This is a genomic window from Streptomyces sp. UF-297 (genome assembly GCF_058245575.1).
Genome location: NZ_JBSIBZ010000107.1, coordinates 1 through 23,188 on the forward strand (window position 1 = coordinate 1; position 23,188 = coordinate 23,188).

Below are 23,188 nucleotides of genomic sequence, written 5' to 3' on the forward strand. Positions count from 1 at the left end.
CTGCCCGCGGGCGGCGGCGCCCCCGCGCTGCGCCCGGTGGACGCCGCGGCCGCCGTCCTCGCGCTGCCCGTGCCCCGGGTGGACCCGGCCGACCCCAACGCCGGTCTCCTGGCGGGCCTGCTGGCCGCCGCGCCCGCCGAACTCCTCACCGCGCTGCGCTCGGCCCCCACCCCTTCCGTGGAGACCCGGCTCGGCGAGCTGCGCGCCCATCTGGAGATGGGGCACAGCGATGCCGCGCTGAAGGTGCTGAGCGATCCGCAGGCCCCCGGCGGCGCGGAAGCGGAATGGGAGGGGGAGTGGGCGGGGGACTGGCGGGTGGTCTGGTATCGCGGCCTGACCGCCCTGACGAGCGGCGACAAGGAGACGGCCGCGCTGTCCTTCGACGCGGTCTACGACGCCTTTCCCGGCGAGGCGGCGCCGAAGCTGGCACTGGGCGTCTGCGCCGAAATGCTGGGCCAGTTGGACAACGCCGCCGAGTACTACCGCCTGGTGTGGACGTGCGACCACAGCTATGTCAGCGCCGCCTTCGGGCTGGCCAGGGTCCGGCTGGCGACGGGCGAGCGGGCGGGCGCCGTGCGCGCGCTGGAGTCCGTACCGGAATCCTCCATCCACTACACCGCGGCCCGTATCGCGGCGGTGCGGGCCCGGCTGCGGCAGCGCCCGGCGAGCGACCCGCTGCTGGAGGATCTGCGGGCCGCCGCCGGGCAGGTGGAGCGGCTGGCGGAGTTCGGACTGGACGACCGGCGGCGCGAGGAGCTGGCCACCGAGGTTCTGGGCTGCGCCCTGGACTGGGTACTCTCCGGGGGCCAAGGCGCCGCCCAGCGGCCCGGCGACCTCGTCCTGCTCGGCAGCGAACTGGACGAGCGCGGCCTGCGCTTCGGCCTGGAGCGGTCCCTGCGACTGCTGGCACGGCTCGCGCAGGGCGGCGAGGAGAGGATCGAACTGGTGGAGCGGGCCAACCGCTTCCGCCCCAGGACGTGGGTGTGACATGGGTGTGACTGGGCCGTCCCGGTGCCCGGGCTGCGGTGAACCGCTAGAGGCGGGGGACAACTTCTGCGGGGGGTGCGGCAGGGACGTCGCCGCGGCCGCCGCTCCTTTGCAGGCCGAGCGGCCGACGATCCCGCTGGGGGGCGCCCCCCGTCCCCCGGCCCCGGCCCCGCCGCCCCCGCCCGCGTACGCACCGGTGCCTCCCCCGCCCCCGTACGCCCCGCCGCCCCCGCCGCCGGACCCGCAGACCCGCATACCCGACGAGCAGCTGACGGGCGCCGCGGGCGCGGCGCGGCAGCCGGCGCCCGACCCGCGGGTGGCCGGGTACGACCTGACGGCCGACGCCGCCGGTTCCTTCGAGCAGCACCACACCCCCGCGCAGGGCACCAGGGCCTGTGCGGCCTGCCGCGCGGGCATCATCGACAAGGACGGCTACTGCGAAATGTGCGGGCATGCGCAGCCCAGGGAACGCGACCACATGGAACGCGAGTTGGAGGGCGTCTCGGCGGTCAGCGACCGCGGGCTGCGCCACCACCGCAACGAGGACTCCTTCGCGGTGTCCGCCACGGCCCTGCCCGACGGCTCCCCCGCGGTGATCGCGGTGGTCTGCGACGGCGTCTCCTCGGCCACCCGCCCCGACGACGCCTCCGCCGCGGCGGCCCGGTGCGCCAACGAGGCACTGCTGGCGGCGCTGCCGCGCGGGCAGCATCCGCAGCAGGCCATGCACGACGCGATCATCGCGGCGGCCAAAGCGGTCAACGCGCTGGCCGCCGAGGCCGACCAGCCCCAGGAGCACGACCCCTACCGCCAGCAGAACGCCCCGGCCTGCACGATCGTGGCCGCGGTGGTCGGCGGCGGGCTGCTGACCGTCGGCTGGGTCGGCGACAGCCGCGCCTACTGGGTGCCCGACGACCGCGGCGCCCCGCCCGCCCGGCTCACCGAGGACGACTCCTGGGCCGCGCAGATGGTCGCCAACCACCTGATGTCGGAGCAGGAGGCGTACGCGGACGAGCGCGCGCACGCCATCACGGGCTGGCTGGGCGCGGACGCCTACGAACTCCAGCCGCACACCGCTTCCTTCAAACCGGACGGACCGGGTGTAGTGGTGGTGTGCACGGACGGGCTGTGGAACTACGCCGAGTCGGCCGGGCAGCTGGCCGCCGTACTCCCGCCCGACGCGCACGCCCGGCCGCTGCACGGCGCGCGGACGCTGCTCGCCCACGCGCTCGGCGGCGGGGGCCACGACAACGTAACAGTGGCGGTGGTGCCGTTCCCGGCACCCTCAGGAGGGGCAGGATCGGCCTGACCGGGTGAAAACCGGCCGCAACGGTACACGGAGCAGGGCGCCGGCCGGGCCGGCGGCGCCGACGGGGGGACGGCTTCGGGGGCTTTCGCCCGATGGCTCCGGGGACTTCCACCCGCCCTCGAGCCTGTGTCTGCACCCCGGCCGGATCAGCGTGCGTGCCAGGCGACGCGCGCCCGGCCGGGGTGCAGACACAGGCTCATTCGTCCATGAGCCGGTACGGAGTCTCAAGGAGCGGACCACATGGCCAACTTCTCCAAGTCGAATGTGCCGCGGTTCTCCGCAGAGGTGTACCAGAACGAGTTCCTCCCCGAGGGCGGGCGCGAGGTGAACGCCATCGTGACCGTCACCGCCACCGGCGGCGGCACGTCCGGCGGCATACCGCTGTTCGCCGCCACCTCGCCGGGCTCCGTGGACCGGGCCGCGGCGGCCGCCGTGGTGATCATGGTCGACTGCTCGGGTTCCATGGACTATCCGCCGACCAAGATGCGCGGCGCGCGCGAGGCCACCGCCGCCGCGATCGACACCCTGCGCGACGGCGTCGCCTTCGCGGTCGTGGCCGGTACGCACCAGGCCGCCGAGGTCTACCCGGGCGAGGGCAGGCTGGCCGTGGCCGACGCCACCACCCGCGGCCAGGCCAAACAGGCGCTGCGCCGGCTCAGCGCGGGCGGCGGCACCGCGATCGGCACCTGGCTGCGGCTGGCCGACAGCCTGCTGAACTCCACCGACGCCGCCATCCGGCACGGCATCCTGCTCACCGACGGGCGCAACGAGCACGAGCGCCCCGAGGACCTCAAGGCCACCCTGGACGCCTGTGCCGGGCGCTTCACCTGTGACGCCCGCGGGGTGGGCACCGACTGGGAGGTCAAGGAGGTCACCTCCATCGCCTCGGCGCTGCTGGGCTCGGCCGACATCATCGCGCACCCCGCGCAGCTGTCCGCCGACTTCACGCGCATGATGGAGAGCGCGATGGGCAAGGAAGTGGCGGATGTCACGCTGCGGCTGTGGACCCCGCAGGGCGCCGAGATCCAGTTCGTCAAGCAAGTCGCGCCCACCGTCGAGGACTTGACCGAGCGCCGCACCGAGTCCGGGCCGCGCTCGGGCGACTACCCGACCGGTTCGTGGGGGGACGAGTCCCGCGACTACCACGTCTGCGTACGGGTCCCGGACGCGGGCGTGGGCCGGGAAATGCTGGCGGCGCGCGTCTCGCTGGTCCTGCCCGCGCCCGACGGGGGCCCCGCGCGCACGCTCTCGCAAGGGCTCGTACGGGCCGTGTGGACCGACGACATGGCCGCCTCGACGTCCATCAACCCTCAGGTCGCGCACTACACAGGACAGGCCGAACTGGCACAAGCCATCCAACAAGGTCTGGATGCCCGCAAGTCGGGCGATTGGGACGGCGCTACGGCCAAGCTGGGCCGCGCGGTTCAGCTGGCGAACGTCTCCGGGAACGAGGACACTGCGAAACTCCTTGCGAAGGTGGTGGACGTCGTCGACGCGGCGACGGGTACTGTGCGACTGAAGGCGAAGGTCACCGAGGCGGACGAGATGACACTCGAAACGCGCTCGACGAAGACGGTTCGCGTCAAGAAGCAGCACCGAGATCCACGGCAATAACAGCAGCAACAGCAGTACGAGAAGCAGTCAGCACGACGTGCGCCGGGAGCGGCGCACCACCGAGATGTAAACGGTACGGAGGGGGAAGAACCGACATGCCGACCTGCCCGAACGGTCACCAGTCGGTGGCCGAAGACTGGTGCGAGGTGTGCGGCCACCGGATGGCAGGCGCTGTCCCCCCGCCGCCGTCACTGCCCGCCGGGTTCCTGAACGGGCCCGGCTCCGGCGAGCCCGCGGGGCCGCCCACGCCGCCGCCCCCGCCGGGGCCCGGTCCGCAGGGCGGTCCGCAGCCTGCGGGCGGTCCCGGCCAGCAGGGCGGTCCCGGCCAGCAGGGCGGCTATGGCTTCCCGCCGCCCGCCCCGGCCCCCGGCCCCGGTCCCGAGCAGTCCGCGCCGCCGGCCCAGCCCGGCCCGCCGACCCCGCCGCCGCCCGGCGCACCCGTGCAGCCCGGCCCGCCGCCCGGCCAGTCCTTCCCCGGACAGCCCGGCCCGCCGCCTGCGCCCTTCCCGCCCGCACAGCCGGGCCCGCAGCCGGGCCCGCAGTCCGGCGGCGAGCCGTGCCCGCAGTGCGGTACGCCCCGTGAGGCCACCGCGCCGTTCTGCGAGGAGTGCCGCTACAACTTCCTCACCCACTCCGCGACGTCCTTCGCCCCGCCGCCGCCCGCGCCTCAGGGCAGCCAGGGCGGTGGCTACGGCTTCCCGCCGCCGCAGCAGGCCCAGCCGCCCCGGCCGCCGCAGGGGTACGACTACCCGGGCTCCAGCCCCTCCCAGGTCAACCGGCCCGCCGAGCCGCTCGCCCCCGAGCAGCCCGGCCCGCCCGCGCCGCCCGCTCAGCCGGGCCCCGGCGGTCCGCAGAGCTTCGGCGGCCCGCAGGGCCCCGGCACTCACCCCGGCCCGCCGCCCCCGCCGCAGAACACCAACGGCAACGGCACCAACGGCAGCAACGGCGACGACTGGATGCTGACCCCGCCCGGCGCACCGGCGCCGCCCGCGGCCCCCGCGCCGCCCGGCCCCGGCCCGCAGGGCGGCCCGTACGAGCCCCAGCAGTCCGACCCCTTCCCGCCGCAGCAGCCGCAGCAGCAGCCGCAGCCACAGCCGCAGCAGGGCGACGCCTTCCAGCAGCCCGCCCCGCCCCGGCCGGACGCCTTCCAGCCACCGCCGCCCGCCCCGTACGAGCCCCAGCAGCCGCCGCACCAGCAGCAGCCGCCCGCTCCGTACGAGCCTCAGCAGCCCCCGGCGCCCCAGCAGCCGGAGCAGCCGTGGGGCGTCCCCGGCCACGGCCAGAACGGCCAGAACCAGGGCCCCGGCGCCATGCCGGGCGCCCCCGCGGCGGTGCCGGTCGTCGGTGCGGGCTGGGTGGTGGCCATAGCCCCGGACCGCGAGTACTTCATGGCGATGATGGGCCGCAGCGGGCCCGAGGCGGCCGGGCTGAACCTGCCCGCCTACTCCCCCGAGCAGCAGCTGCCGCTGGCCGGCAACCAGATCAGCATCGGACGGCGCCGGCACAGCACCGGCGAGGCCCCGGACATCGACCTGGGCCGCCCGCCGGAGGACCCCGGCGTCTCGCACCAGCACGCCCTGCTGGTGCAGCAGCCCGACGGCAGCTGGGCGGTGGTGGACCAGAACTCCACCAACGGCACCACGATCAACCTCGCCGAGGACCCGATCCAGCCGTTCGTGCCGCACCCGCTCCACGAGGGCGACCGCGTCCACGTCGGCGCCTGGACCACCCTCACCGTCCGCCGCGGCTGACCGGCCGCGCCGCGCGTGGCGGCCGGCCCGGATCCTCAGGTCAGCCGCCACGCGTAGGGCCCGTCGGGGCTGTCCAGCCACGCCCACTGGCGGTCCCCCTGGACCGTCACCCCGAAGCGCTCGCGCCCCGGGCGCCGCTCGTGGCGCCACAGCTCGTACGCCTCGTGGGGGTCCAGGCTGTCCGCGGTCAGGGTCAGCAGGAAGCGGAACAGTTCGCTGCGTACGGCGTCGCGGGGCAGCCCCCTCAAGGCACCGTCCGCGCCGTCGTCCTCGTCGGCCGCCGGGTCCGGGGCACCGCCGCCGCGGCCCGGGGAGCGCAGCGGGACGAAGTAGGCCGGGGTTCGCAGGAAGCGCCCCTCGGCGCCGGCCGCCGCCGCGTCCCGTACCCGCAGCGCGATCAGGCCGGTGGCCAGCGGCGCCAGGATCAGCGCCCCGGCCCGGCACTGCTCGACCCACGCCCGCGGTACGGACGGCAGCGCGCAGGTGGCGATGACCCGGTCGTACGGGGCCCCCTCGGGGTGGCCCAGGGCGCCGTCCCCCGTGATCACCGCCGGCCGGCGGCCCGCCGCCGCCAGGTGTGCGCGGGCCGCGCTGGTGATGTCCTCGTCCAGGTCGACGGTGGTGACCGCGCCGTCCCCCAGCCGGTGCGCGAGCAGCGCCGCGTTGTAGCCGGTGCCCGCCCCGATCTCCAGGACGCGGCAGCCGTCGGTGACCTCCAGCGCGTCGAGCATCATCGCCATCAAGGAGGGCTGGCTGCTGGAGGAGACCAGCCGCCCGTCCCGTACGTGGGTGGCCAGCGGCCCGTCCGCGTAGGCGCCCTCCAGCCAGCGTGCCCGGCGCCGCGGATCGCGGTCGGTGCACGAGAGGCGTTCGTAGCCCCCGAGCGCGCCCACGTAGTAGCAGGGCACGAACAGATGCCGGGGCACCTGCTCGAACGCCGCCCGCCAGCGCGGATCCGCCAGCCCGCCGCTCGCCGCGATGAGCCGGACCAGCCCGGCCCGCGCCGCCGCGGCCCGCACGGCATCCGGATCGGCGCCGGCATCGTTCCCATCGGCCTGGTCCGGCTTCTCGGTTCCCGCCATATCTCCACTGTCCTACGTCTCAGGTCCTCGGCCGAGCCGTCTGACACCATGGAGAGGTGAACAAGATTCCGCGCGGCACAGTTCAGGAGCAGACCTTCTACGAGCAGGTCGGCGGCGAGGAGACCTTCCGGCGGCTGGTGCGCCGCTTCTACCAGGGCGTCGCCGAGGACCCGCTGCTGCGGCCGATGTACCCGGAAGAGGATCTGGGCCCGGCCGAGGAGCGCCTGGTGCTCTTCCTGATGCAGTACTGGGGCGGCCCGCGCACCTACAGCGACAACCGCGGTCACCCGCGGCTGCGGATGCGGCACGCTCCGTTCACCGTGGACCGCGCGGCCCATGACGCCTGGCTGAAGCACATGCGGGACGCCGTGGACAGTCTGGAGCTCGCGCCCGAGCACGAGAGCCAGCTGTGGAACTACCTCACCTACGCCGCCGCCTCGATGGTCAACTCCGCGGACTGACCGGGCAGTAGCGGCGAACGGCCGGACGGCACCGCCCGGATTCCGCCGTCACCGGACTGTCCCAAACTCCTCCTCGACACGCCACGCGCCGCGCAGCAGGGTTGGCGCCGATGGCAACGAGCCCACCCCGAAACGGGATGAATGGGGAGCAGTGGGACGATGGTCGACTCTGGACAGCCCGGTTTCGCCGCCGGCGGGGATGACCCCGGACCGGACGGCGCAGGCTTCAGCTACCACCCCGTGGAGCGGGAGCTGATCGTGATCGTCCGCGACGGGGCCCGGCCGAGCGCCGACGCCCCGGACGCGCCCTCCGGCACCGACACCTCGGCGCTGACCATGTTCCTGGGGGACCAACAGCTCTCCCTGGAACCGCTGTTCGGCGAGAGCGGGCCCGTACGGCAGGCGCTGGACGCGCTGCCGCAGGACCGCTCCCCGGTACCCGACCTGACGCTCTTCCACCGGGTACGGGGTGACATCGAGCGCGCCGACGAACTGGCCGCGCGGCTCTCCGCCCTCCCCGAGATCGAGACCGCCTACGTCAAGCCCAGCGCCCTGCCCGCCACCTTCGGCCCGCAGGACCCCGGAGCACCGCGCGGCCCCGGCCAGCACTTCGTCCCCAACGACGACGACCGCCGCAAGAAGCAAGAGGCCGTCCAGGCACCGGACTTCAGCGGCCGGCAGGTCCACCTCGGCCCCGCCCCGGCCGGCGTCAACGCCATCTGGGCCTGGCAGCAGGCCGGCGGCTCCGGCGACGGCGTACGGTTCGCCGATGTCGAGGGCGCCTGGCAGCTGGGCCACCAGGACCTGGGCCACACCGCCGGAGTGCTGGCCGGCTCCCCCGTCGAGGACCTGGCCTGGCGCAACCACGGCACCAACGTGCTCGGCGTCATCGCCGGGGCCCGCTCCACCAGCGGCATCGTCGGCATCGCCCCCGGCGTGGCGTGCGGCGCCGTCTCCCTGGAGGACCTGGGCACCGCACGCGCCATCACCGAGGCGGCCGACCGCCTCACCCCCGGCGACCTCCTGCTGATCCCGCTGCACCGGCCGGGCCCGCGCTTCGAGCACGCCGGGCGCGACGACCAGCGGGGCCACATCCCGCTGGAGTGGTGGCCGGACGACTTCGCGGCCATCCGCTACGCCTCCGCGCGCGGCGTGATCGTCATCGAGGCGGCGGGCAACGGCGCCGACAGCCTGGACGACGCACTGTACGAGTCCCGCCCGTACGGCTTCCCGCACTGGTGGCGCAACCCCTTCAACACCGCCTGCCCCTCTTCCGGCGCCCTGCTCATCGGCGCGGGCGCCCCGCCGCCCGGCACGCACGGCCACGACCACGGCCCGGACCGCTCCCGGCTCGGCTTCTCCAACTTCGGCTCCCGGCTGGACGCCCAGGGCTGGGGCCACGAGATCACCACCAGCGGCGGCTTCTGGGACCGTACCGGCGACCTCCAGGGCGGCACCGAGGAGGACGCCTGGTACACCGACGCCTTCTCCGGCACCTCGGCGGCGGCGGCGATGGTGGCCGGCGCGCTCGCCTGCCTGCAGGGAATGCTGCGCGCGGCGGGCCTGCCCGCGCTCTCCCCCGAGCAGGCCCGCGAGGTCCTGCGCTCCACCGGTACGCCGCAGCAGGAGGCCCCCAACCGCCCGGCCTCCCAGCGGATCGGCCACCGGCCCGACATCCGCGCGGCGGTCGCCCAGCTGACGCCCAAGCAGATCGTCGAGGGCACCGCCGAGCGCTTCTGGGACGAACTGGTCCCGCTCCCCGGCGAGCGCGCGCCCCGGCTCCGCCTGTACGTGAACGGGGCGTGGCGCTCCCTCACCGACCCCGAGCCGCACCTGCGCCAGGCCGTGCACCACGCCTTCGCGGGCGGCCGGCTCTCCGTGCGCGTCTGGTACACCGACGAGGAGATCGTCGGCGTGGTCGTCACCAACGGCACCTGACGGCCGCACCGGACGCCTTCCGGCACCACCAACCGTGCAAGACCCCTTCAAGAGAGGTGGATCGAGCATGTCGTCCTTCGCACCCGTGGGCATCGGCCAGCAACAGCAGCAGCCCGGCCAGCAGTACGGACAACAGCAGCAGCCCTTCGGGCAACAGCAGGGCCAGCAGCAGCCGTTCGGGCAGCAGCAGGGCCAGCAGCAGCCGTTCGGGCAGCAGTCGGGCCAGCAGTTCGGCGAGCAGCAGCCGTTCGGCCAGCAGGGCATGGGGCAACAGCCCTTCGGCCAGCAGGGCATGGGCCAACAGCAGGGCCAGCAGCCGCAGGCCTTCGGTCAGCAGCTGACCCAGCTGCCCCAGCACCTCCAGCAGCAGCTCCAGCAACTCGGTCAGCAGCAGCCGTTCCAGCAGCTGCTGCAGCAGTTCAGCCCCCAAGAGGTCGGCGCGCAGGTGATGGTGGCCGAGGCCGCGCGCATCGCCCTGATCCCGCTCATCGGGCAGCCGATCCTCCAGGTCCAGGTCAGCGGCAACTGGATTCCCGTGGAGACCGCGACCGAGCAGATCCGCGAGGCCGTGCAGCGGGCGTTCGCCTACCAGCAGCGCGTACTGGTCCAGGTCGACCCCCAGACGCGGCGCGTGTTCCTGACCATCGAGGCGCGCTCGATGCAGCGGTAGGTCCGCGCGGCACCGGCGGGCACGCAGCACACCGGCCCGGGCCGCCACGGCGGTCCGGGCCTTCGCGCGCCCCGGCTCACCTGCGCGGTGTGACCAGCCCCGACTCGTACGCGAACACCGCCGCCTGCGTACGGTCCCGCAGCCGCAACTTGCCCAGGATGCGGCCCACATGGGTCTTCACCGTCTGCTCGGCGACGACCAGGTGCGCGGCGATCTCCGCGTTGGACAGGCCCTGTGCGATCAGCGTGAGCACCTCCGTCTCGCGCTCGCTCAGGTCCTGGATGCGGCTGTGCAGGGGCGCCCTGGGCGCGCCCATCCGCGAGAACTCGCCGATCAGCCGCTTGGTGACATTGGGCGCCAGCAGCGCGTCACCGGCCGCCACCACCCGTACCGCCTCGGCCAGTTGGGTGCCGGAGGTGTCCTTGAGCAGGAAGCCGCTGGCGCCCGCGCGCAGCGCCTCGTAGACGTACTCGTCCAGGTCGAAGGTGGTCAGGATGAGGATCTTGCTGGTGGCGCCCGGGTCCTCGGTGATGCTGCGGGTGGCCTCGATGCCGCTGAGCCGGGGCATGCGGACGTCCATCAGGACGACGTCGGGGCGCAGTTGACCGGTCTTGGCCACCGCGTCCAGGCCGTCGACGGCCGCGCCCACCACCTCGATGTCCGGCTGGGTGTTCAGCAGGACCGTGAAGCCCTCGCGCACCAGCGCCTGGTCGTCGGCGATCAGTACGCGGATCACGGTGTCGGTAGGTGTCATGCGGGTGCACTCTCGCTCGTGGAGGCGGTGCCGGCCGGGGCCGGGAGGAAGGCGGCGACCTCGTAGCCGCCGCCGGGGGTGGGGCCGGTGGCCAGGTCGCCGCCGAGCATCGCGGTGCGCTCGCGCATGCCCAGCAGGCCGTGGCCCGCGCCCGGTGAGGGCTGCGGCGCGGTGGCCGGAGCGGTGTTGAGGACGCGTACGTGCACACCCTGCGCGGCGTAGCGGACCTCCACCGTGACCGTGGTACCGGGTGCGTGCCGCAGCGCGTTGCTCAGCGCCTCCTGCACGATGCGGTATCCGGACAGTGCGACGCCGGGCGGCAGCTGGCGGGGAGTTCCGGACACCTGGGAGGTGACGGACAGCCCTGCCGTGCGCACATTCTCCAGCAGGTCCTCCAGATGGGCCAGGGTGGGCTGGGGTGCGTCGGGGGCCTCGGCCGAGGGGTCCTCCGAGCGCAGCACGCCCAGGATGCGGCGCAGTTCGGTGAGCGCTTCCACCGCGTTCTCGCGGATGGTGGCGAAGGAGGTGGTCAGCTCCTGCGGCGGATCGGGGACCCGGTGCGGCGCGGCGTCGGCCTGGATGGAGATCACCGACATGTGGTGGGCCACCACGTCGTGCAGCTCGCGGGCGATCCGGCTGCGCTCCTCCAGGAGGGTGCGGCGGGCCCGTTCCTCGGCGGTGAGGGTCTCCTGCTCGGCCAGTTGCGTACGCGCCACTCGTCGGCCGCGCAGTGCGCCGCCGACGACCACGGCGACGGCGAACAGGAAGGTGGCCGCGGGTACGTCCGAGGAGTACGCGGACCCGGCGCCGGGTGTCACGGCGGTCTGCAGGACGGTCAGCAGGACGGAGATCAGCAGCACGTCGACCGCGACCCGCGCGCGCAGCCGCAGCGCCAGCAGGAACAGCACCCCGGTGTGGATGAACATGCCGGGGAACGTCCACGGCCACACCGCGCCCGCGCTCACGGGCGGGGACGCCGCCTGGGCGATCACCACGCCCATCACGATCGAGAGCCACCAGGCCGCCATGGGGCGGCGCAGCGCGAGCGGCACCGCCGCCGCATGGACGACGGCGAAGATCCAGGCGTGGTCGCCGGGCACCCCGTAGGTGTGCGTCATCTGGTCCACGCCGAAGGAGGCGAGCGGGAAGGCGGCCAGCACGAGCGGGACGTACGGCAGCCAGCGGCCGCCCCGCACGGCGGCCGGCGGCTGCACCTCGAAGGTGAGCAGGTCGTCCCAGAGGGTGCGCAGCCCGGTACCCGCGAGGTCCCGGGCGCGCTCCATGACCTGCCTGCCCGTCGTACTCATGCGATCAACCCTAGTCATGGGGCGTTCCCCGCACCCCTGCCGGACGCGGGGCGAGCACCGGTCCGCCCCTGCGGACGATGCGAGCGCTGCCCGGCGTGGACCGCCGGGCACGCCGCCCGCCCCGCTCGGCTGTGCGAAACGCCCTCCAGCACACCGTCAGCGCGGCCGCGAAGAGCGGCAGCCAGCCGAGGCGGGCCAGCACCCAGCCCGGCCCGTCGGGGGTGGTGTGCAGCCCCGGCACCGGCCCGAGGGGCAGGAAGAGGCTGGTGACGGCCATCATCGCGGTCTGGTGCCACAGGAAGACGGTCATCGCGCACAGGTTGACCAGGGCGACGGCCGCCCAGGCCAGGGGGCGGCGCAGGGCGCGGCGCAGCGGCTCGCGCAGCAGCAGCGCCAGCCCGCACTGCGCCAGCCCGAAGGTCACCGCGGCCAGCGTCGGCGGATTGAGGTTGGAGATCGCGGCCCCGGGGACCCCGACCATGCTCGCCGGATAGCCGCCCCACAGCACCAGCGCGGCGGTCGCGGCCGTACCGCTGAGCAGCAGGCCCAGCCCGGCCGTCCGCCCGGCGAAGTGGCCGCGCGCCCAGGCCGCCCCCAGGCAGTACGGCACCAGCCAGCCGGCCGCCACATTGATCCAGCCCAGCCACTCGGGCCCGCCGAGACCGAAGCGGATCACGTCCACGTGCAGCACCACCGCCAGCGGCCACGGCCAGCTGATCCGGGCGACCAGCGGCGTCAGGGCCGTGAGCGCGGCGAACACCAGCAGGAACCACAGCGGCGAGAGCACCAGCTTCACGAGCGTACGCACGGTCTCCGGCGCGGTGCCGCAGGCCAGCAGCGCCCCCGCGATCACGGCCCACAGCCCCAGGAGGAGGGCCACCGGCCTGAACAGCCGCAGCAGCCGCCCGCCCAGCCACGCCCGGTAGCCCCTCCCGCGCGCCCGCGCAAAGGCGTAACTCCTGGCTCCGACGTGCCCGCCGACCAGGAAGAAGACCGCGAGGGTCTGGACGATCCAGGACACCGGCGCGCACCAGGGCATGTTCTGCAGCGGGCTCGCCGCGCGCAGCGTCCCGCCGCCCCCGCCGGGCACCGCGACGATCGCGGTGACCAGCCAGTGGCCGAGCACCACCCCGCCGATCGCCAGGGCCCGCAGCGCGTCCACGGCGCGGTCCCGCCCCGGCGGGGTGGCGGCCTCGATCCGGGCCGCGAGGGCGGACAGGCCGCCGGGAGTACGTATCTCAGCCACGGGGCACCTCGCCCCCACGCCCCAGCGCGATCAGCGCGAGGTGGTGCAGCGAGCGGGATCCGGGCCGGTGGTAGCCGCTGTGCTCCGCCCGGCCCGCGTCGAAGCGGCGGGCCCCGAAGTCCGCGTCCACCGGGTCGGCGCCGAAGCCCACCGTGGTGCCCAGCACGTCCAGCTGCGCGTTGGGGACCTTCGCGATCCAGTCCTCGCCGCCCCGCCCGGCCCACACCCGGGCCGTCGTCCGCAGCCCGGCCGCGCTGTCCACGCCGACGCCGGGGCTCCCGTACAGGGCGATGTCGGCGGCCTCCAGGCCGCGCGCGGCCGCCCGCCCGCACACCACCGACCCGTAGGAGTGGCACAGCAGCGAGAGGGGCGCGGCGGGCTTGCTCGCTCGCAACGAGCCGACGAACGCCCGCAGTTCACCGGCGCCCTCCTCGGCCCGGTCCTGGGTGAGCACATCGGTGCTGACCGTCCGCGGCGTCGCGTACCCGAGCCAGGCCACCACGGCCGTCCGGCCGCCCGCGCCCTGCCGCTCAAGCTCCTGCCACAGCGCCCGCGCCGAACCGCCCAGCGTCTTGTACGGGGCGCCGCTCGGGTCGAAGGTGTCCAGGTTGGTGTCCGAGCCGGGCACCAGCACCGCGATCCGGGAGGCCGAGCGCAGATCGCCCAGCACCTCCACGGCGCGCCCGCCGCCCCGCCCGTCGAACGCGAGGAACTGCCGCCCGTCGGCGGCCAGCGCGCGCAGCGCGACGGCCCGCTCGCCGTCCCCGTACCGCTCGGCCACCCCGGCGGCCTGCCGCATGGCGCCGCGGTTGGCCTCGTACCGCTCCCGCAGCTTCCCGGCCGCCAGCTCACCCGCGGTGAGCGCGGACACCCCCGAGGGGCCGGGAGCCGGCGCGGGCGTCACCGCGGGCGCCACCGCCATGACCGGTACGGCGACCGCCGCGGCCACCAGCGCGGCCAGCGCGCCCCGGCGCATCCGCCCGCCACCACGAGCACCACCAACCCCACGTCCCCGCACGGCCCTACCGCCTTCCGCTCCACATCCACCTGGTGAGAAGGAAGGTACGGATCACCCCGTGTAACCAGCGTCCCGCCGCAGAGCCCACTGCCGGGGTAGCTCTCAGGTATCACCGGTATGCCCCCCGGCGCCGCGCGCACCGGCCCACGGCCCCCCGAATCCCGCGCCCGACGGGCCGCTTCACGCCCAGGACCGCAGTGATCAGGTCAAGAAGCGGTACGAAACCGGCTCACCCCGCCACCGTTGCGCACGCTTACCGGTTGTCACGTGCGTCCGTACACCAACACCAGGGATGAACCACACCGATGAGCATCAAGCACACCGTCACCCGCGTCACGGCCGCCGGCGCGCTGGCCGGGCTGCTCGGCCTGGGGACGGCCCAGGGGGCCGCCGCCTCGGGCCCTCACGCCCCGCACCGCGCGTCGGCCACCGTGGCCGGGACGGGCTGGGCGACGACGGCACGGGCGGATGACCGCGCACGGACGGGCGACGACGACGGGTGGCACGGCGACGGGCTGTCGCTCAACGCCGCGGACAACAACAAGGTCGACGCCTTCCTCGCCCGCGCCCGGCGGGCCGAGCGGTCCATCAGCCCCCAGGTGCGCACCGCCGCCCTGCTCAGCCGCGCCGAACTGGTCGGCTTCGAGAGCCGGTTGAAGTCGCCCGACTCGCTCAAGCGCAAGGTCGCCACCTCCATGAAGCAGACCCCGGGGCAGACCGTCGACCAGGCGCTGAGCCGGATGAACGACGCGGTCCGCTACACCCTGCAGTGGCCCGAGCGGCGGTACACCGCCGGTGCCGTCATCGCCTCGACGGTCCTGTCCGGCTGGGGCAACGACAGCGTCAAGTGGTCCAACACCTGGGGCCGCACGGCGGGCTACAAGGGGCTCAACTCGGCCTGGCGGGCGCCGCGTTCGGGACAGACCTTCGAGATCCAGTTCCACACCCCGGCCGGCAAGCGCGCCCAGGAGATCACCCACAAGCTGTACGAGGAGCGGCGGCTGCCCTCCACGACGCCGGAGCGGGCCAGGGAGCTCCAGGAGCAGCAGGACGCCGTCTTCGCCGCGGTCCCCGTCCCGTACGGCGCCGAGCGACTGACCGCCCCCGCTCCGCGCCACCCGGCCGGGGCGGCGTACGCGCCTGTGCCATGATTCCTGGATCGGAACCGGCAGGGGTGAGTGCGGATCATGCGTGGCCGTAGTGGTCGTAGCGGACGCGACGGCCGTGGTGGTCGTAGCAGACGCGACGGCCGTAGTGGACGCGGCGGCCGCGCGGGAGGGATACCGCGCGGTGCGGCGCTCGCCGCCGCGCTGCTGCTGACGGGCACCGCGTGCACGGGCGGTGCGGCCGCCCCCGCCGGGAAGCCGGGGGCGGCCGGCGCCGGTGACGCGCTCTTCCCCCGGCTGGGCAACGGCGGTTACGACGTCACGCACTACGGCCTGACCCTCGACTACACCCCGGAGACCAACCGCCTCAAGGGCACTGCGGTGATCACCGCCCGCGCCACCCAGGACCTGAGCCGCTTCAACCTCGACCTCACCGGTCTCACGGTGCGCGGCGCCACCGTCGACGGCGCACGGGCCGAGGTCACGCGCCGGGGCGACGAGCTGACGGTGACCCCCGAGCGCTCGCTGGCGCGCGGCCGTACCTTCAAGGCCACCCTCCGCTACGACGGGGTGCCCAAGAAGCTCACCGACGCCGACGGGACCGACAACGGGTGGATCGAGACCGACGACGGCGCCGCCGCGCTCGGCGAGCCGGGCGGCTCGATGGCGTGGTTCCCCGGCAACCACCACCCCTCGGACAAGGCGGCGTACGACATCGCCGTCACCGTCCCCGACCGCGGCTACACGGCCGTGGCCAACGGGAAGCTGCAGAGCCAGGCCGACAGCAAAGGCCGGCGGACCTTCCGCTGGCACAGCCCCGAGCCCATGGCGTCCTACCTCGCGAGCGTCGTCGTGGGCGACTTCACGGTCGTGACCAAGGAGACCGGCAAGGGCGTACCGGTCTATATCGCCCTGGATCCCGACGAGGCCGAAGACGCCGAAGGGATCGAGGAGTTGGTGCCCGAGGTCCTGGACTGGGCCGCCGAGCGCTTCGGCCCGTACCCCTTCTCCGCCACCGGCGCGGTCGTCGACCACCTGCCCGGCCTCGGCTACGCCCTGGAGACCCAGACCAAGCCGTACTTCGAGGCGGCCCCCGAGGACACCCTCGTGGTGCACGAGCTGGCCCACCAGTGGTTCGGCAACTCCGTCACCCCGCGCGCCTGGAAGGACATGTGGCTCAACGAGGGCTTCGCCACGTACGCGGAGTGGCTGTGGGACGAGGACCGGGGCGGGCGCACCGCACAGCAGGCGTTCGAGGACTTCTACGCGGAGAAGGACCCCGAGAGCAAGGGCGTGTGGGACTTCCCGCCCGCCGCCCCGCCGAGCGCGGCGCAGGTCTCCGACCCCCCGGTGTACGGCCGGGGCGCGATGGCGCTGCACCAGCTGCGCGAGGAGGTCGGTGACGACACCTTCTTCGCGATCCTCAAGGAGTGGACCCGGCTGCACCGGCACGGCAACGCCGACACCCGGCAGTTCACCAGACTCTGCGAACAGCGCTCGGGCAAGGACCTGACCGCCCTCTTCGACACCTGGCTCTACGGCCCCCGCAAACCGGAGCTCTAAGGCGCCTCTCCTCCCTCACTGCACCCTTCGATTCCCTCACTGCACCCTTCGATGTACTCCCCCGCCCGCCCATGTAGTCCCCTGCGCCGATTCGCCCGCCGTGCCCCGCGTGGTCGTATGGAGACACGGACCGCCCGGGAGGAAGCACCATGCACGCGGACTCTGCACACCCCGACACCCGGCAGAGCGTGGCCCACGCCGCGCCGGTACTCGCCTCGGACGCCGAGCGCGAGGAACTGGTCGAGCGGCTCAGGGTGGCCACCGGCGAGGGACGGCTGACGCTGGAGGAGCTGGCCGAGCGCTGCGAGGCCGCCTATCTGGCCCGCACCCGCGCGCAGTTGGCCCTGATCGGCGAGGACCTCCCCGCGCTGGGGCCGCAGCCCGCCACGGACCGCGGACCCAGCACGTTCCGCGCCGTGATCGGCGACATCACCCACCGCAGCCCGGTCGCACCCGCCTCCGGCCGCATCGAGGCGACGGCCGTACTCGGCGACCTCACCCTGGACCTGTGCCACTCCCCCGTCCCCGCGACGGGCGTGCTCACCATCGTCGCCCGCGCGATCGCCGGAGACGTCCGCCTGATCGTCCCCGAAGGCGTAGCAACCGACCTGACCTGCACCAATGTCCTCGGCGACATTCGCGACCACACCCGCGGCCACTCCGCCCCCTCCGGCAGCGCCCCCACCCTCCACATCACCGGCTCCGCCATCCTCGGCGACATCATCGTCACCCACCCGGCCACCACCACCCACTCCCCGTGGCGCAAGTGGTTCGAGGGCCTGGGAGCGCGGCTGTGACCCGCAAAAACAGCCCGTCCGGCGTTTGAGGACGAGCGCGGCGAAGCCGGCGCGATACACCACCGGCCACCGGCCACCGGCCCGCGGACGGCCGCCCGCCGGCCTCAGACCGGCGAGACCGACAACCCCACGGGCCCGCCCGTGCGCACCGCCACCGACCCGTACGGCGTGCGCAGCCGCAGCCACCCGCCCGCCGCCAGCAGCGTCAACTCCGGCGCGACCACGGCCGATTCCGTCCCGGCCGTACCGGCCATCGCCCCGGCCCGCACCGGCCGCAAAAACCCCAGCGACTGCGCCGCGTGCACGGCCCGCAACGGCAGATGCGTGTCACCGACGCTGCGCGACCAGATCTCCCGCCCCATACGGTCCCGCTCCGCGCGCGTACGCCGCTCCGCGGGCAACGCCTCGTCCCGCGCCCGGAATTCGGCGACGGACAGCGCCACGGCCCGGCTCAGCGCCTGCGCCCCCGGCAGCCCCGGCACCCGCCGCCAGCCGCCGCGCGGCGGCAGCACCCCGGCCCACGGCGGACCGGTCACGGCCGCCGGAACGACCAGCGCGTCCGCCGACTCCTGTACGCCTTCGAGGAGTTCACCGGCGGAAACCGTCGCGTCCAGACCGTCGACGCCCTCGGCCCCCGCCAGCCGCGCCGTACGGATCGCCAGCACCTCGAAGGACGGCGGGCGGCCGAAGACCGCCAGTGCCCCGCCGCCGACCTGCAGCCGCACCGCCGCGGCGCGGTCGTAATGGATCAGCCGGGCCAGGAAGGCGGCGAGATCCGCCGCCTCCCCGGCATCGGCCAGGCGCAACGCCGTCATGCGGCGACGGCCCCCTCCGGCGTCCCGTCGTCCGGCTTCCCGTCCGTCTCCCCGTCCGCGTACGCCTCCAGCAGCGCCTTCTCCTGCGCGCTGACGCGGCGCGGGCGGCCCTCCTTGAGGTCGTAGGGGACGACGACCGTCGAGGCCCGTACGTACAGGGTGTCCTCGTCCTTGATCTCGTAGCCGATCGTCATCGACGCGGCACTGATCTTGCGCACCCACAGCTCTATGGTCACCGGCGCGGGCCGGTGGACCAACGGCCGTACGTAGTCGATCTCGTGGCGGGCCACCACCGACCCGTCGGAGAAGGACGGGCTCCCGTCCCCCGGCGCCAGCCGCCGCATGAAGTCGATCCGCGCCTCTTCCAGGTAGCGGAGGTAGACCGCGTTGTTGACATGGCCGAAGGCGTCCATGTCCGACCAGCGCAGGGGGCAGGAGTAGAGGTGTCGCACGTCGGTCAGCCCCGGGTGAGCTTCTTGTACGTGGCGCGGTGCGGACGGGCCGCGTCCGGGCCGAGCCGCTCGATCTTGTTCTTCTCGTACGACTCGAAGTTGCCCTCGAACCAGAACCACTTGGAGTCACCCTCGTAGGCGAGGATGTGGGTGGCCACTCGGTCCAGGAACCAGCGGTCGTGGGAGACGACCACGGCCGCGCCGGGGAACTCCAGCAGCGCGTTCTCCAGCGAGGACAGGGTCTCGACGTCGAGGTCGTTGGTCGGCTCGTCCAGGAGCAGCAGGTTGCCGCCCTGCTTGAGGGTCAGCGCCAGGTTGAGGCGGTTGCGCTCACCACCGGAGAGCACCCCGGCCGGCTTCTGCTGGTCCGGGCCCTTGAAGCCGAACGCGGAGACGTAGGCGCGCGAGGGCATCTCGACCTGGCCGACGTTGATGTAGTCCAGCTCGTCGGAGACGACGGCCCACAGCGTCTTCTTGGGGTCGATGTTGGCGCGGCTCTGGTCCACGTAGGAGATCTTGACGGTCTCGCCGACGCGGATGACGCCGGAGTCCGGCTGCTCCAGGCCCTGGATCATCTTGAACAGCGTGGTCTTGCCCGCGCCGTTGGGGCCGATGACGCCGACGATGCCGTTGCGCGGCAGCGTGAAGGACAGGTCGTCGATGAGGACCTTGTCACCGAAGGCCTTGCTGAGGTTCTCGACCTCGACCACGACATTGCCCAGGCGCGGGCCCGGCGGGATCTGGATCTCCTCGAAGTCCAGCTTCCGCATCTTGTCGGCCTCGGCCGCCATCTCCTCGTAACGCGCCAGGCGCGCCTTGGACTTGGCCTGGCGCCCCTTGGCGTTGGAGCGCACCCACTCCAGCTCTTCCTTCAGGCGCTTGGCCCGCTTGGCGTCCTTCTGGCCCTCGACCTTCAGACGCGTCTGCTTGGTCTCCAGGTACGTGGAGTAGTTGCCCTCGTAGCCGATCGCGCGGCCGCGGTCCAGCTCCAGGATCCAGCCGGCGACGTTGTCGAGGAAGTACCGGTCGTGGGTGACGGCGACGACGGTGCCGGGGTACTTCGCCAGGTGCTGCTCCAGCCACTGCACGGACTCGGCGTCCAGGTGGTTGGTGGGCTCGTCCAGCAGCAGCAGGTCGGGGGCCTCCAGCAGCAGCTTGCACAGCGCGACGCGGCGGCGCTCACCACCGGAGAGGTTGGTGACCGGCCAGTCGCCGGGCGGGCAGCCCAGCGCGTCCATGGCCTGCTCGAGCTGGGTGTCCAGGTCCCAGGCGTTGGCGTGGTCCAGGTCCTCCTGGAGCTTGCCCATCTCCTCCATCAGCGCGTCGGAGTAGTCGGTGGCCATGAGCTCGGCGACCTCGTTGAAGCGCTTGAGCTTGCCCATGGTCTCGGCCGCGCCGTCCTGGACGTTCTCCAGCACGGTCTTGGACTCGTCCAGCGGCGGCTCCTGCAGGAGCATGCCGACGGTGTAGCCCGGCGAGAGGAACGCGTCGCCGTTGGACGGCTGCTCAAGACCGGCCATGATCTTCAGCACCGTCGACTTGCCGGCGCCGTTGGGACCCACGACACCGATCTTCGCGCCAGGCAGGAAGCTCAGCGTCACGTCATCGAGGATGACCTTGTCGCCGTGCGCCTTGCGCGTCTTGCGCATGGTGTAGATGTACTCAGCCAAGAGAAACCGTCCGGCATTTTGATTCTGGAAGAAGGCAGTACAACCCATCTTGCCGTACGGCCTCCCCCCGACGGAAACGGGTAACGCCGCCCTTCGCGCGCACCGCCCCCACCAGCGGCCTTGTGCGACAGCGCGCAGCGGCCCCGGAGCGGGAATGCGCTCCGGGGCCGCCAAGGGCCGCAGCACCAGGTCACCGAAAGGGCGACCGCGGCGCGCGGGTCGTGCTCGGCTCGGGTCAGTCGGTGACGCCGGCCTTCTTCCTGCGCAGGATGAACACGGCACCGCCGCCGACCACGACCAGCGCGATCGCGACGCCCGCGATCATCGGCGTGGCGCTGCTGGAGCCGGTCTCGGCGAGGTCGCCGCCCTTGTCACCACCGGTGGTGCCGGTGCTGGTGCCACCGGCCGAGGCCGGGCTCGGCTGCGAGGACGGCTTGGGGCCGCCGCCGCTGCCCGCGGTCTTGCAGTCCAGGACGCCGCTGAAGGACTTCTTGAAGCCGCCCTCGCCCTTGATCGTTATCTCGTACGGCTGGTCCTCGCCGACCTTGACGGTGACGGTCTCGGACTTGCCCGGAGCGATCTCGTGCTTCTCACCGGAGAGCTCGAAGCGGAAGGCCTCATCGCCCTTGTTGGTGGCGGTGACGTCCACGCCGCCCTTGGAGCAGTTCTTCTCGGCGGTGATGGCCGGGATGGCGCCCTGCTTCTTCCAGGTGACCGTGGCGGGCGCGGAGGCGTTGGACTCGCTGGAGCCGGCCAGGATCATGGTCTGGCTCTTGGTACGGCCCACGTTGCCGGTGAAGGCACGGCCGACCGGCACCTTGGTGGCGGCCTGCGCGGTCAGCGAGGCGGCGCCGTCGGGCGTACCGGCGGGGACGTCGAAGAAGAGCTTGGTGCCGTTGGCGGCGTTGGTGACCGGCTTGCCGTCGGCACCGACGATCTTGACGCCCTTGGGCATCCCGGCGCCCGGGGCGACCGTGACGCTCTTGGCGTTGGTGTGCACCGTGACCGGCCCGATCCTGCTGCCGGACTTGCCGGAGACGGCGGGCGGGTCCAGGCGCAGCGAAGCCTTGGGCTCCTGGAGGTTCTGCGCGCTCTTCTCCAGGTAGTCGGCCAGCTTCTCGGCGTCCGGGTCCAGAGCCTCGACGTTGACCTTGTCGGAGTAGCGCCAGATGGCGACCTGCGTGCCGGCGGCGGCGGCCTTGTCGGTCAGCGACGTGGCGCCGGCCTTCTTGGCGAGCGCGGCGAGGTCGTTCACCTGCGGGTAGGAGTTCTGCAGAATCCAGCGGATCTTGCCCGCGTCCGCGTTGTTGTGCAGCGAGGAAGCGCTCCAGGGCACTTCCTGGTACTTCGCCTGCGGCTGCGTCGGAGTGTGGATGTCGATGCAGTACGTCTGGAGCGTGCCGCCGTTGTCGACCGCCATCTCGAAGAGCCCGGCGCCGATCTTCTGGTCACCGCCGGCACCGTGCACGACCGCCTGGCCGAAAGTCTTCAGACCGCCGAGGGTGGCTTTGGCACCACCTTGCGTGGGGGACGTGTCATCCGCCGCGGCAGTGCCCGCAGTGGCTATCGCACCCGCCGCGACCAGGCCCGAGGCCAGGACCGCGGCGGCAAGGCGAGCAGCGCCTCGCCTCTTCACAGAAATCATGAATTTCCCCTCTGGGCGAGACGGGTCAAGTGGGGAGATGCCTCGCCGGAAAGAACCCAAAGAACTCAACGGCCGAAACGCGTCAGCCTCATCGGCCCCCGTGAGTACTCGAAGGATCCTAGAGAGCAGGCGGAACAGCGTTCCCCAGTAATGCCGTTCCATAAGCGATCCGAATCATAATCGTTACCGATGATGACCCCTTTGACCTGGGATTATCGACAAATCCCCGGGACTTTTCAGGGCACTGACACCTTCTCAGGCGAATCGCCCATCCCCGAACACGGCGCCCCCGCAGCCGAATCGGGCTCACCGGGCGCAGCGGCCACCGCCATGAAGCCGGGCGCCTCGCTCACCTTCGCGGCGCCGCCCCCTCCAACTGCCGCCGCCGCACCAGGTCCTTGCACTGCACCTGCCGCACCAGGCCCTTGCGCCGCGTCCACCGAAGCAGACCCCTGCACCGCGTCCACCGGACCGGGCGCCGGGGCCGGCGCCACATCCGCACCCGCGCCCCCACCCGCCGAACCCGGCTGCACAACCGGCCCCGTACGCGCCCGCACCACCCGCCGGAAGGCGGACGTACCGCGCGCGAGGTCGTGCCCGATCGCCACGGCCTCGACATCCGCGGAGAACCACCGCTGCCCGCCCGGCTCGGCCGGCTGCTCGCCCGCTTTCACCTTCAACCGCCCATGGACCACCAGCGGTTCGCCCAGCGTCACCGATGCCGCGACATTGTCCGCGAGCGCCCGCCAGGCCCGGACCGTATAGAAGCTGGTGTCACCGTCGACCCAGCACTCGCGCTCCCTGTCGAAGCGCCGCGCGGACACCGCCAGCCGGAACCGCGCCACCGCCACCCCGGTCGTCGTCTCCCGGTGCTCCACCGCCGTAGCGACGTTCCCCACCAGCGTCACCATCGTGTCGTACATGACCCCCGCCTCCCCGTAAGCCCTGCGTCACCCCCGCGCCGGCCGCCCCGCGCGGTGATTCCATGCTGCCCGGCCGCGCCGAT

At 73.4% G+C, this 23,188-nt stretch carries 20 protein-coding genes; 10 read left to right on the forward strand and 10 right to left on the reverse strand.

Going from position 1 to position 23,188, the window contains the following annotated elements:
- The 4 genes from AC4IJH_RS38135 to AC4IJH_RS38150 all read left to right on the forward strand — a co-directional run.
- A partial coding sequence (locus AC4IJH_RS38135; protein WP_490856569.1) for a tetratricopeptide repeat protein occupies positions 1 to 987 on the forward strand: 987 nt, incomplete at its 5' end.
- Position 988: 1 nt separating this feature from the next.
- A complete protein-coding gene (locus tag AC4IJH_RS38140) occupies positions 989 to 2,293 on the forward strand; it encodes a protein phosphatase 2C domain-containing protein (RefSeq protein ID WP_490856570.1) in 1,305 nt (434 codons plus the stop codon).
- Positions 2,294 to 2,533: 240 nt separating this feature from the next.
- On the forward strand, positions 2,534 to 3,907 hold the full coding sequence (locus tag AC4IJH_RS38145; protein ID WP_490856571.1) for a vWA domain-containing protein: 1,374 nt from the start codon (positions 2,534 to 2,536) through the stop codon (positions 3,905 to 3,907).
- A 95-nt stretch (positions 3,908 to 4,002) separates the two neighbouring features.
- Entirely contained in the window at positions 4,003 to 5,658 is a 1,656-nt protein-coding gene (locus AC4IJH_RS38150) for an FHA domain-containing protein (RefSeq protein ID WP_490856572.1), read from the forward strand.
- Between the two features lie 35 nt (positions 5,659 to 5,693).
- Here AC4IJH_RS38150 and AC4IJH_RS38155 read toward each other — a convergent pair whose 3' ends face one another.
- A complete protein-coding gene (locus AC4IJH_RS38155) occupies positions 5,694 to 6,740 on the reverse strand; it encodes a methyltransferase domain-containing protein (protein WP_490856573.1) in 1,047 nt (348 codons plus the stop codon).
- A 56-nt stretch (positions 6,741 to 6,796) separates the two neighbouring features.
- Here AC4IJH_RS38155 and AC4IJH_RS38160 point away from each other — a divergent pair, with 56 nt between their 5' ends.
- The 3 genes from AC4IJH_RS38160 to AC4IJH_RS38170 all read left to right on the forward strand — a co-directional run bounded on the left by AC4IJH_RS38160 (position 6,797) and on the right by AC4IJH_RS38170 (position 9,809).
- Entirely contained in the window at positions 6,797 to 7,201 is a 405-nt protein-coding gene (locus AC4IJH_RS38160; RefSeq protein ID WP_490856574.1) for a globin, read from the forward strand.
- Between the two features lie 159 nt (positions 7,202 to 7,360).
- A complete protein-coding gene (locus tag AC4IJH_RS38165) occupies positions 7,361 to 9,139 on the forward strand; it encodes a S8 family serine peptidase (protein ID WP_490856575.1) in 1,779 nt (592 codons plus the stop codon).
- A 67-nt stretch (positions 9,140 to 9,206) separates the two neighbouring features.
- On the forward strand, positions 9,207 to 9,809 hold the full coding sequence (locus AC4IJH_RS38170; RefSeq protein ID WP_490856576.1) for a hypothetical protein: 603 nt from the start codon (positions 9,207 to 9,209) through the stop codon (positions 9,807 to 9,809).
- Positions 9,810 to 9,885: 76 nt separating this feature from the next.
- Here AC4IJH_RS38170 and AC4IJH_RS38175 read toward each other — a convergent pair whose 3' ends face one another.
- Genes AC4IJH_RS38175 through AC4IJH_RS38190 form a run of 4 tightly spaced genes read right to left on the reverse strand, consistent with a single transcriptional unit; the run spans position 9,886 to position 14,092 of the window.
- Entirely contained in the window at positions 9,886 to 10,563 is a 678-nt protein-coding gene (locus AC4IJH_RS38175; RefSeq protein ID WP_490856577.1) for a response regulator, read from the reverse strand.
- A complete protein-coding gene (locus tag AC4IJH_RS38180; RefSeq protein ID WP_490856578.1) occupies positions 10,560 to 11,870 on the reverse strand; it encodes a sensor histidine kinase in 1,311 nt (436 codons plus the stop codon). Before AC4IJH_RS38180 ends, AC4IJH_RS38175 begins: the two co-directional genes overlap by 4 nt.
- 10 nt (positions 11,871 to 11,880) lie before the next feature.
- Positions 11,881 to 13,116: an acyltransferase family protein gene (locus tag AC4IJH_RS38185; protein ID WP_490856579.1), complete on the reverse strand. Its 1,236-nt coding sequence runs from the start codon at positions 13,114 to 13,116 to the stop codon at positions 11,881 to 11,883.
- Entirely contained in the window at positions 13,109 to 14,092 is a 984-nt protein-coding gene (locus AC4IJH_RS38190; protein WP_490856580.1) for an alpha/beta hydrolase, read from the reverse strand. The genes AC4IJH_RS38185 and AC4IJH_RS38190 overlap by 8 nt, the downstream gene beginning before the upstream one ends.
- Before the next feature lie 347 nt (positions 14,093 to 14,439).
- Between AC4IJH_RS38190 and AC4IJH_RS38195 the strand changes: the two genes are divergently transcribed.
- The 3 genes from AC4IJH_RS38195 to AC4IJH_RS38205 all read left to right on the forward strand — a co-directional run bounded on the left by AC4IJH_RS38195 (position 14,440) and on the right by AC4IJH_RS38205 (position 17,600).
- Positions 14,440 to 15,285, forward strand: coding sequence for an ATP nucleotide 3'-pyrophosphokinase (locus AC4IJH_RS38195; RefSeq protein WP_490856581.1), 846 nt, complete (start codon positions 14,440 to 14,442; stop codon positions 15,283 to 15,285).
- Between the two features lie 36 nt (positions 15,286 to 15,321).
- Positions 15,322 to 16,803: a M1 family metallopeptidase gene (locus AC4IJH_RS38200; protein ID WP_490856582.1), complete on the forward strand. Its 1,482-nt coding sequence runs from the start codon at positions 15,322 to 15,324 to the stop codon at positions 16,801 to 16,803.
- A gap of 149 nt (positions 16,804 to 16,952) precedes the next feature.
- Positions 16,953 to 17,600, forward strand: coding sequence for a DUF1707 SHOCT-like domain-containing protein (locus tag AC4IJH_RS38205; RefSeq protein ID WP_490856583.1), 648 nt, complete (start codon positions 16,953 to 16,955; stop codon positions 17,598 to 17,600).
- Between the two features lie 104 nt (positions 17,601 to 17,704).
- Here the strand turns inward: AC4IJH_RS38205 and AC4IJH_RS38210 are convergent, their stop codons facing one another.
- The 5 genes from AC4IJH_RS38210 to AC4IJH_RS38230 form a co-directional block, all read right to left on the reverse strand.
- Positions 17,705 to 18,415 (reverse strand): DUF8010 domain-containing protein, encoded by a 711-nt coding sequence (locus AC4IJH_RS38210; protein WP_490856584.1) that lies wholly within the window; start codon positions 18,413 to 18,415, stop codon positions 17,705 to 17,707.
- Positions 18,412 to 18,867: an acyl-CoA thioesterase gene (locus AC4IJH_RS38215; RefSeq protein WP_490856585.1), complete on the reverse strand. Its 456-nt coding sequence runs from the start codon at positions 18,865 to 18,867 to the stop codon at positions 18,412 to 18,414. Before AC4IJH_RS38215 ends, AC4IJH_RS38210 begins: the two co-directional genes overlap by 4 nt.
- 5 nt (positions 18,868 to 18,872) lie before the next feature.
- A complete protein-coding gene (gene ettA, locus AC4IJH_RS38220; protein WP_490856586.1) occupies positions 18,873 to 20,537 on the reverse strand; it encodes an energy-dependent translational throttle protein EttA in 1,665 nt (554 codons plus the stop codon).
- 235 nt (positions 20,538 to 20,772) lie between these two features.
- A complete protein-coding gene (locus tag AC4IJH_RS38225; protein WP_490856587.1) occupies positions 20,773 to 22,182 on the reverse strand; it encodes an LAETG motif-containing sortase-dependent surface protein in 1,410 nt (469 codons plus the stop codon).
- A 236-nt stretch (positions 22,183 to 22,418) separates the two neighbouring features.
- Positions 22,419 to 23,105 carry a single-stranded DNA-binding protein gene (locus AC4IJH_RS38230; RefSeq protein WP_490856588.1) on the reverse strand — a complete coding sequence of 229 codons (687 nt, stop codon included), beginning with the start codon at positions 23,103 to 23,105 and terminating at the stop codon, positions 22,419 to 22,421.
- Positions 23,106 to 23,188 lie beyond the last annotated feature (83 nt).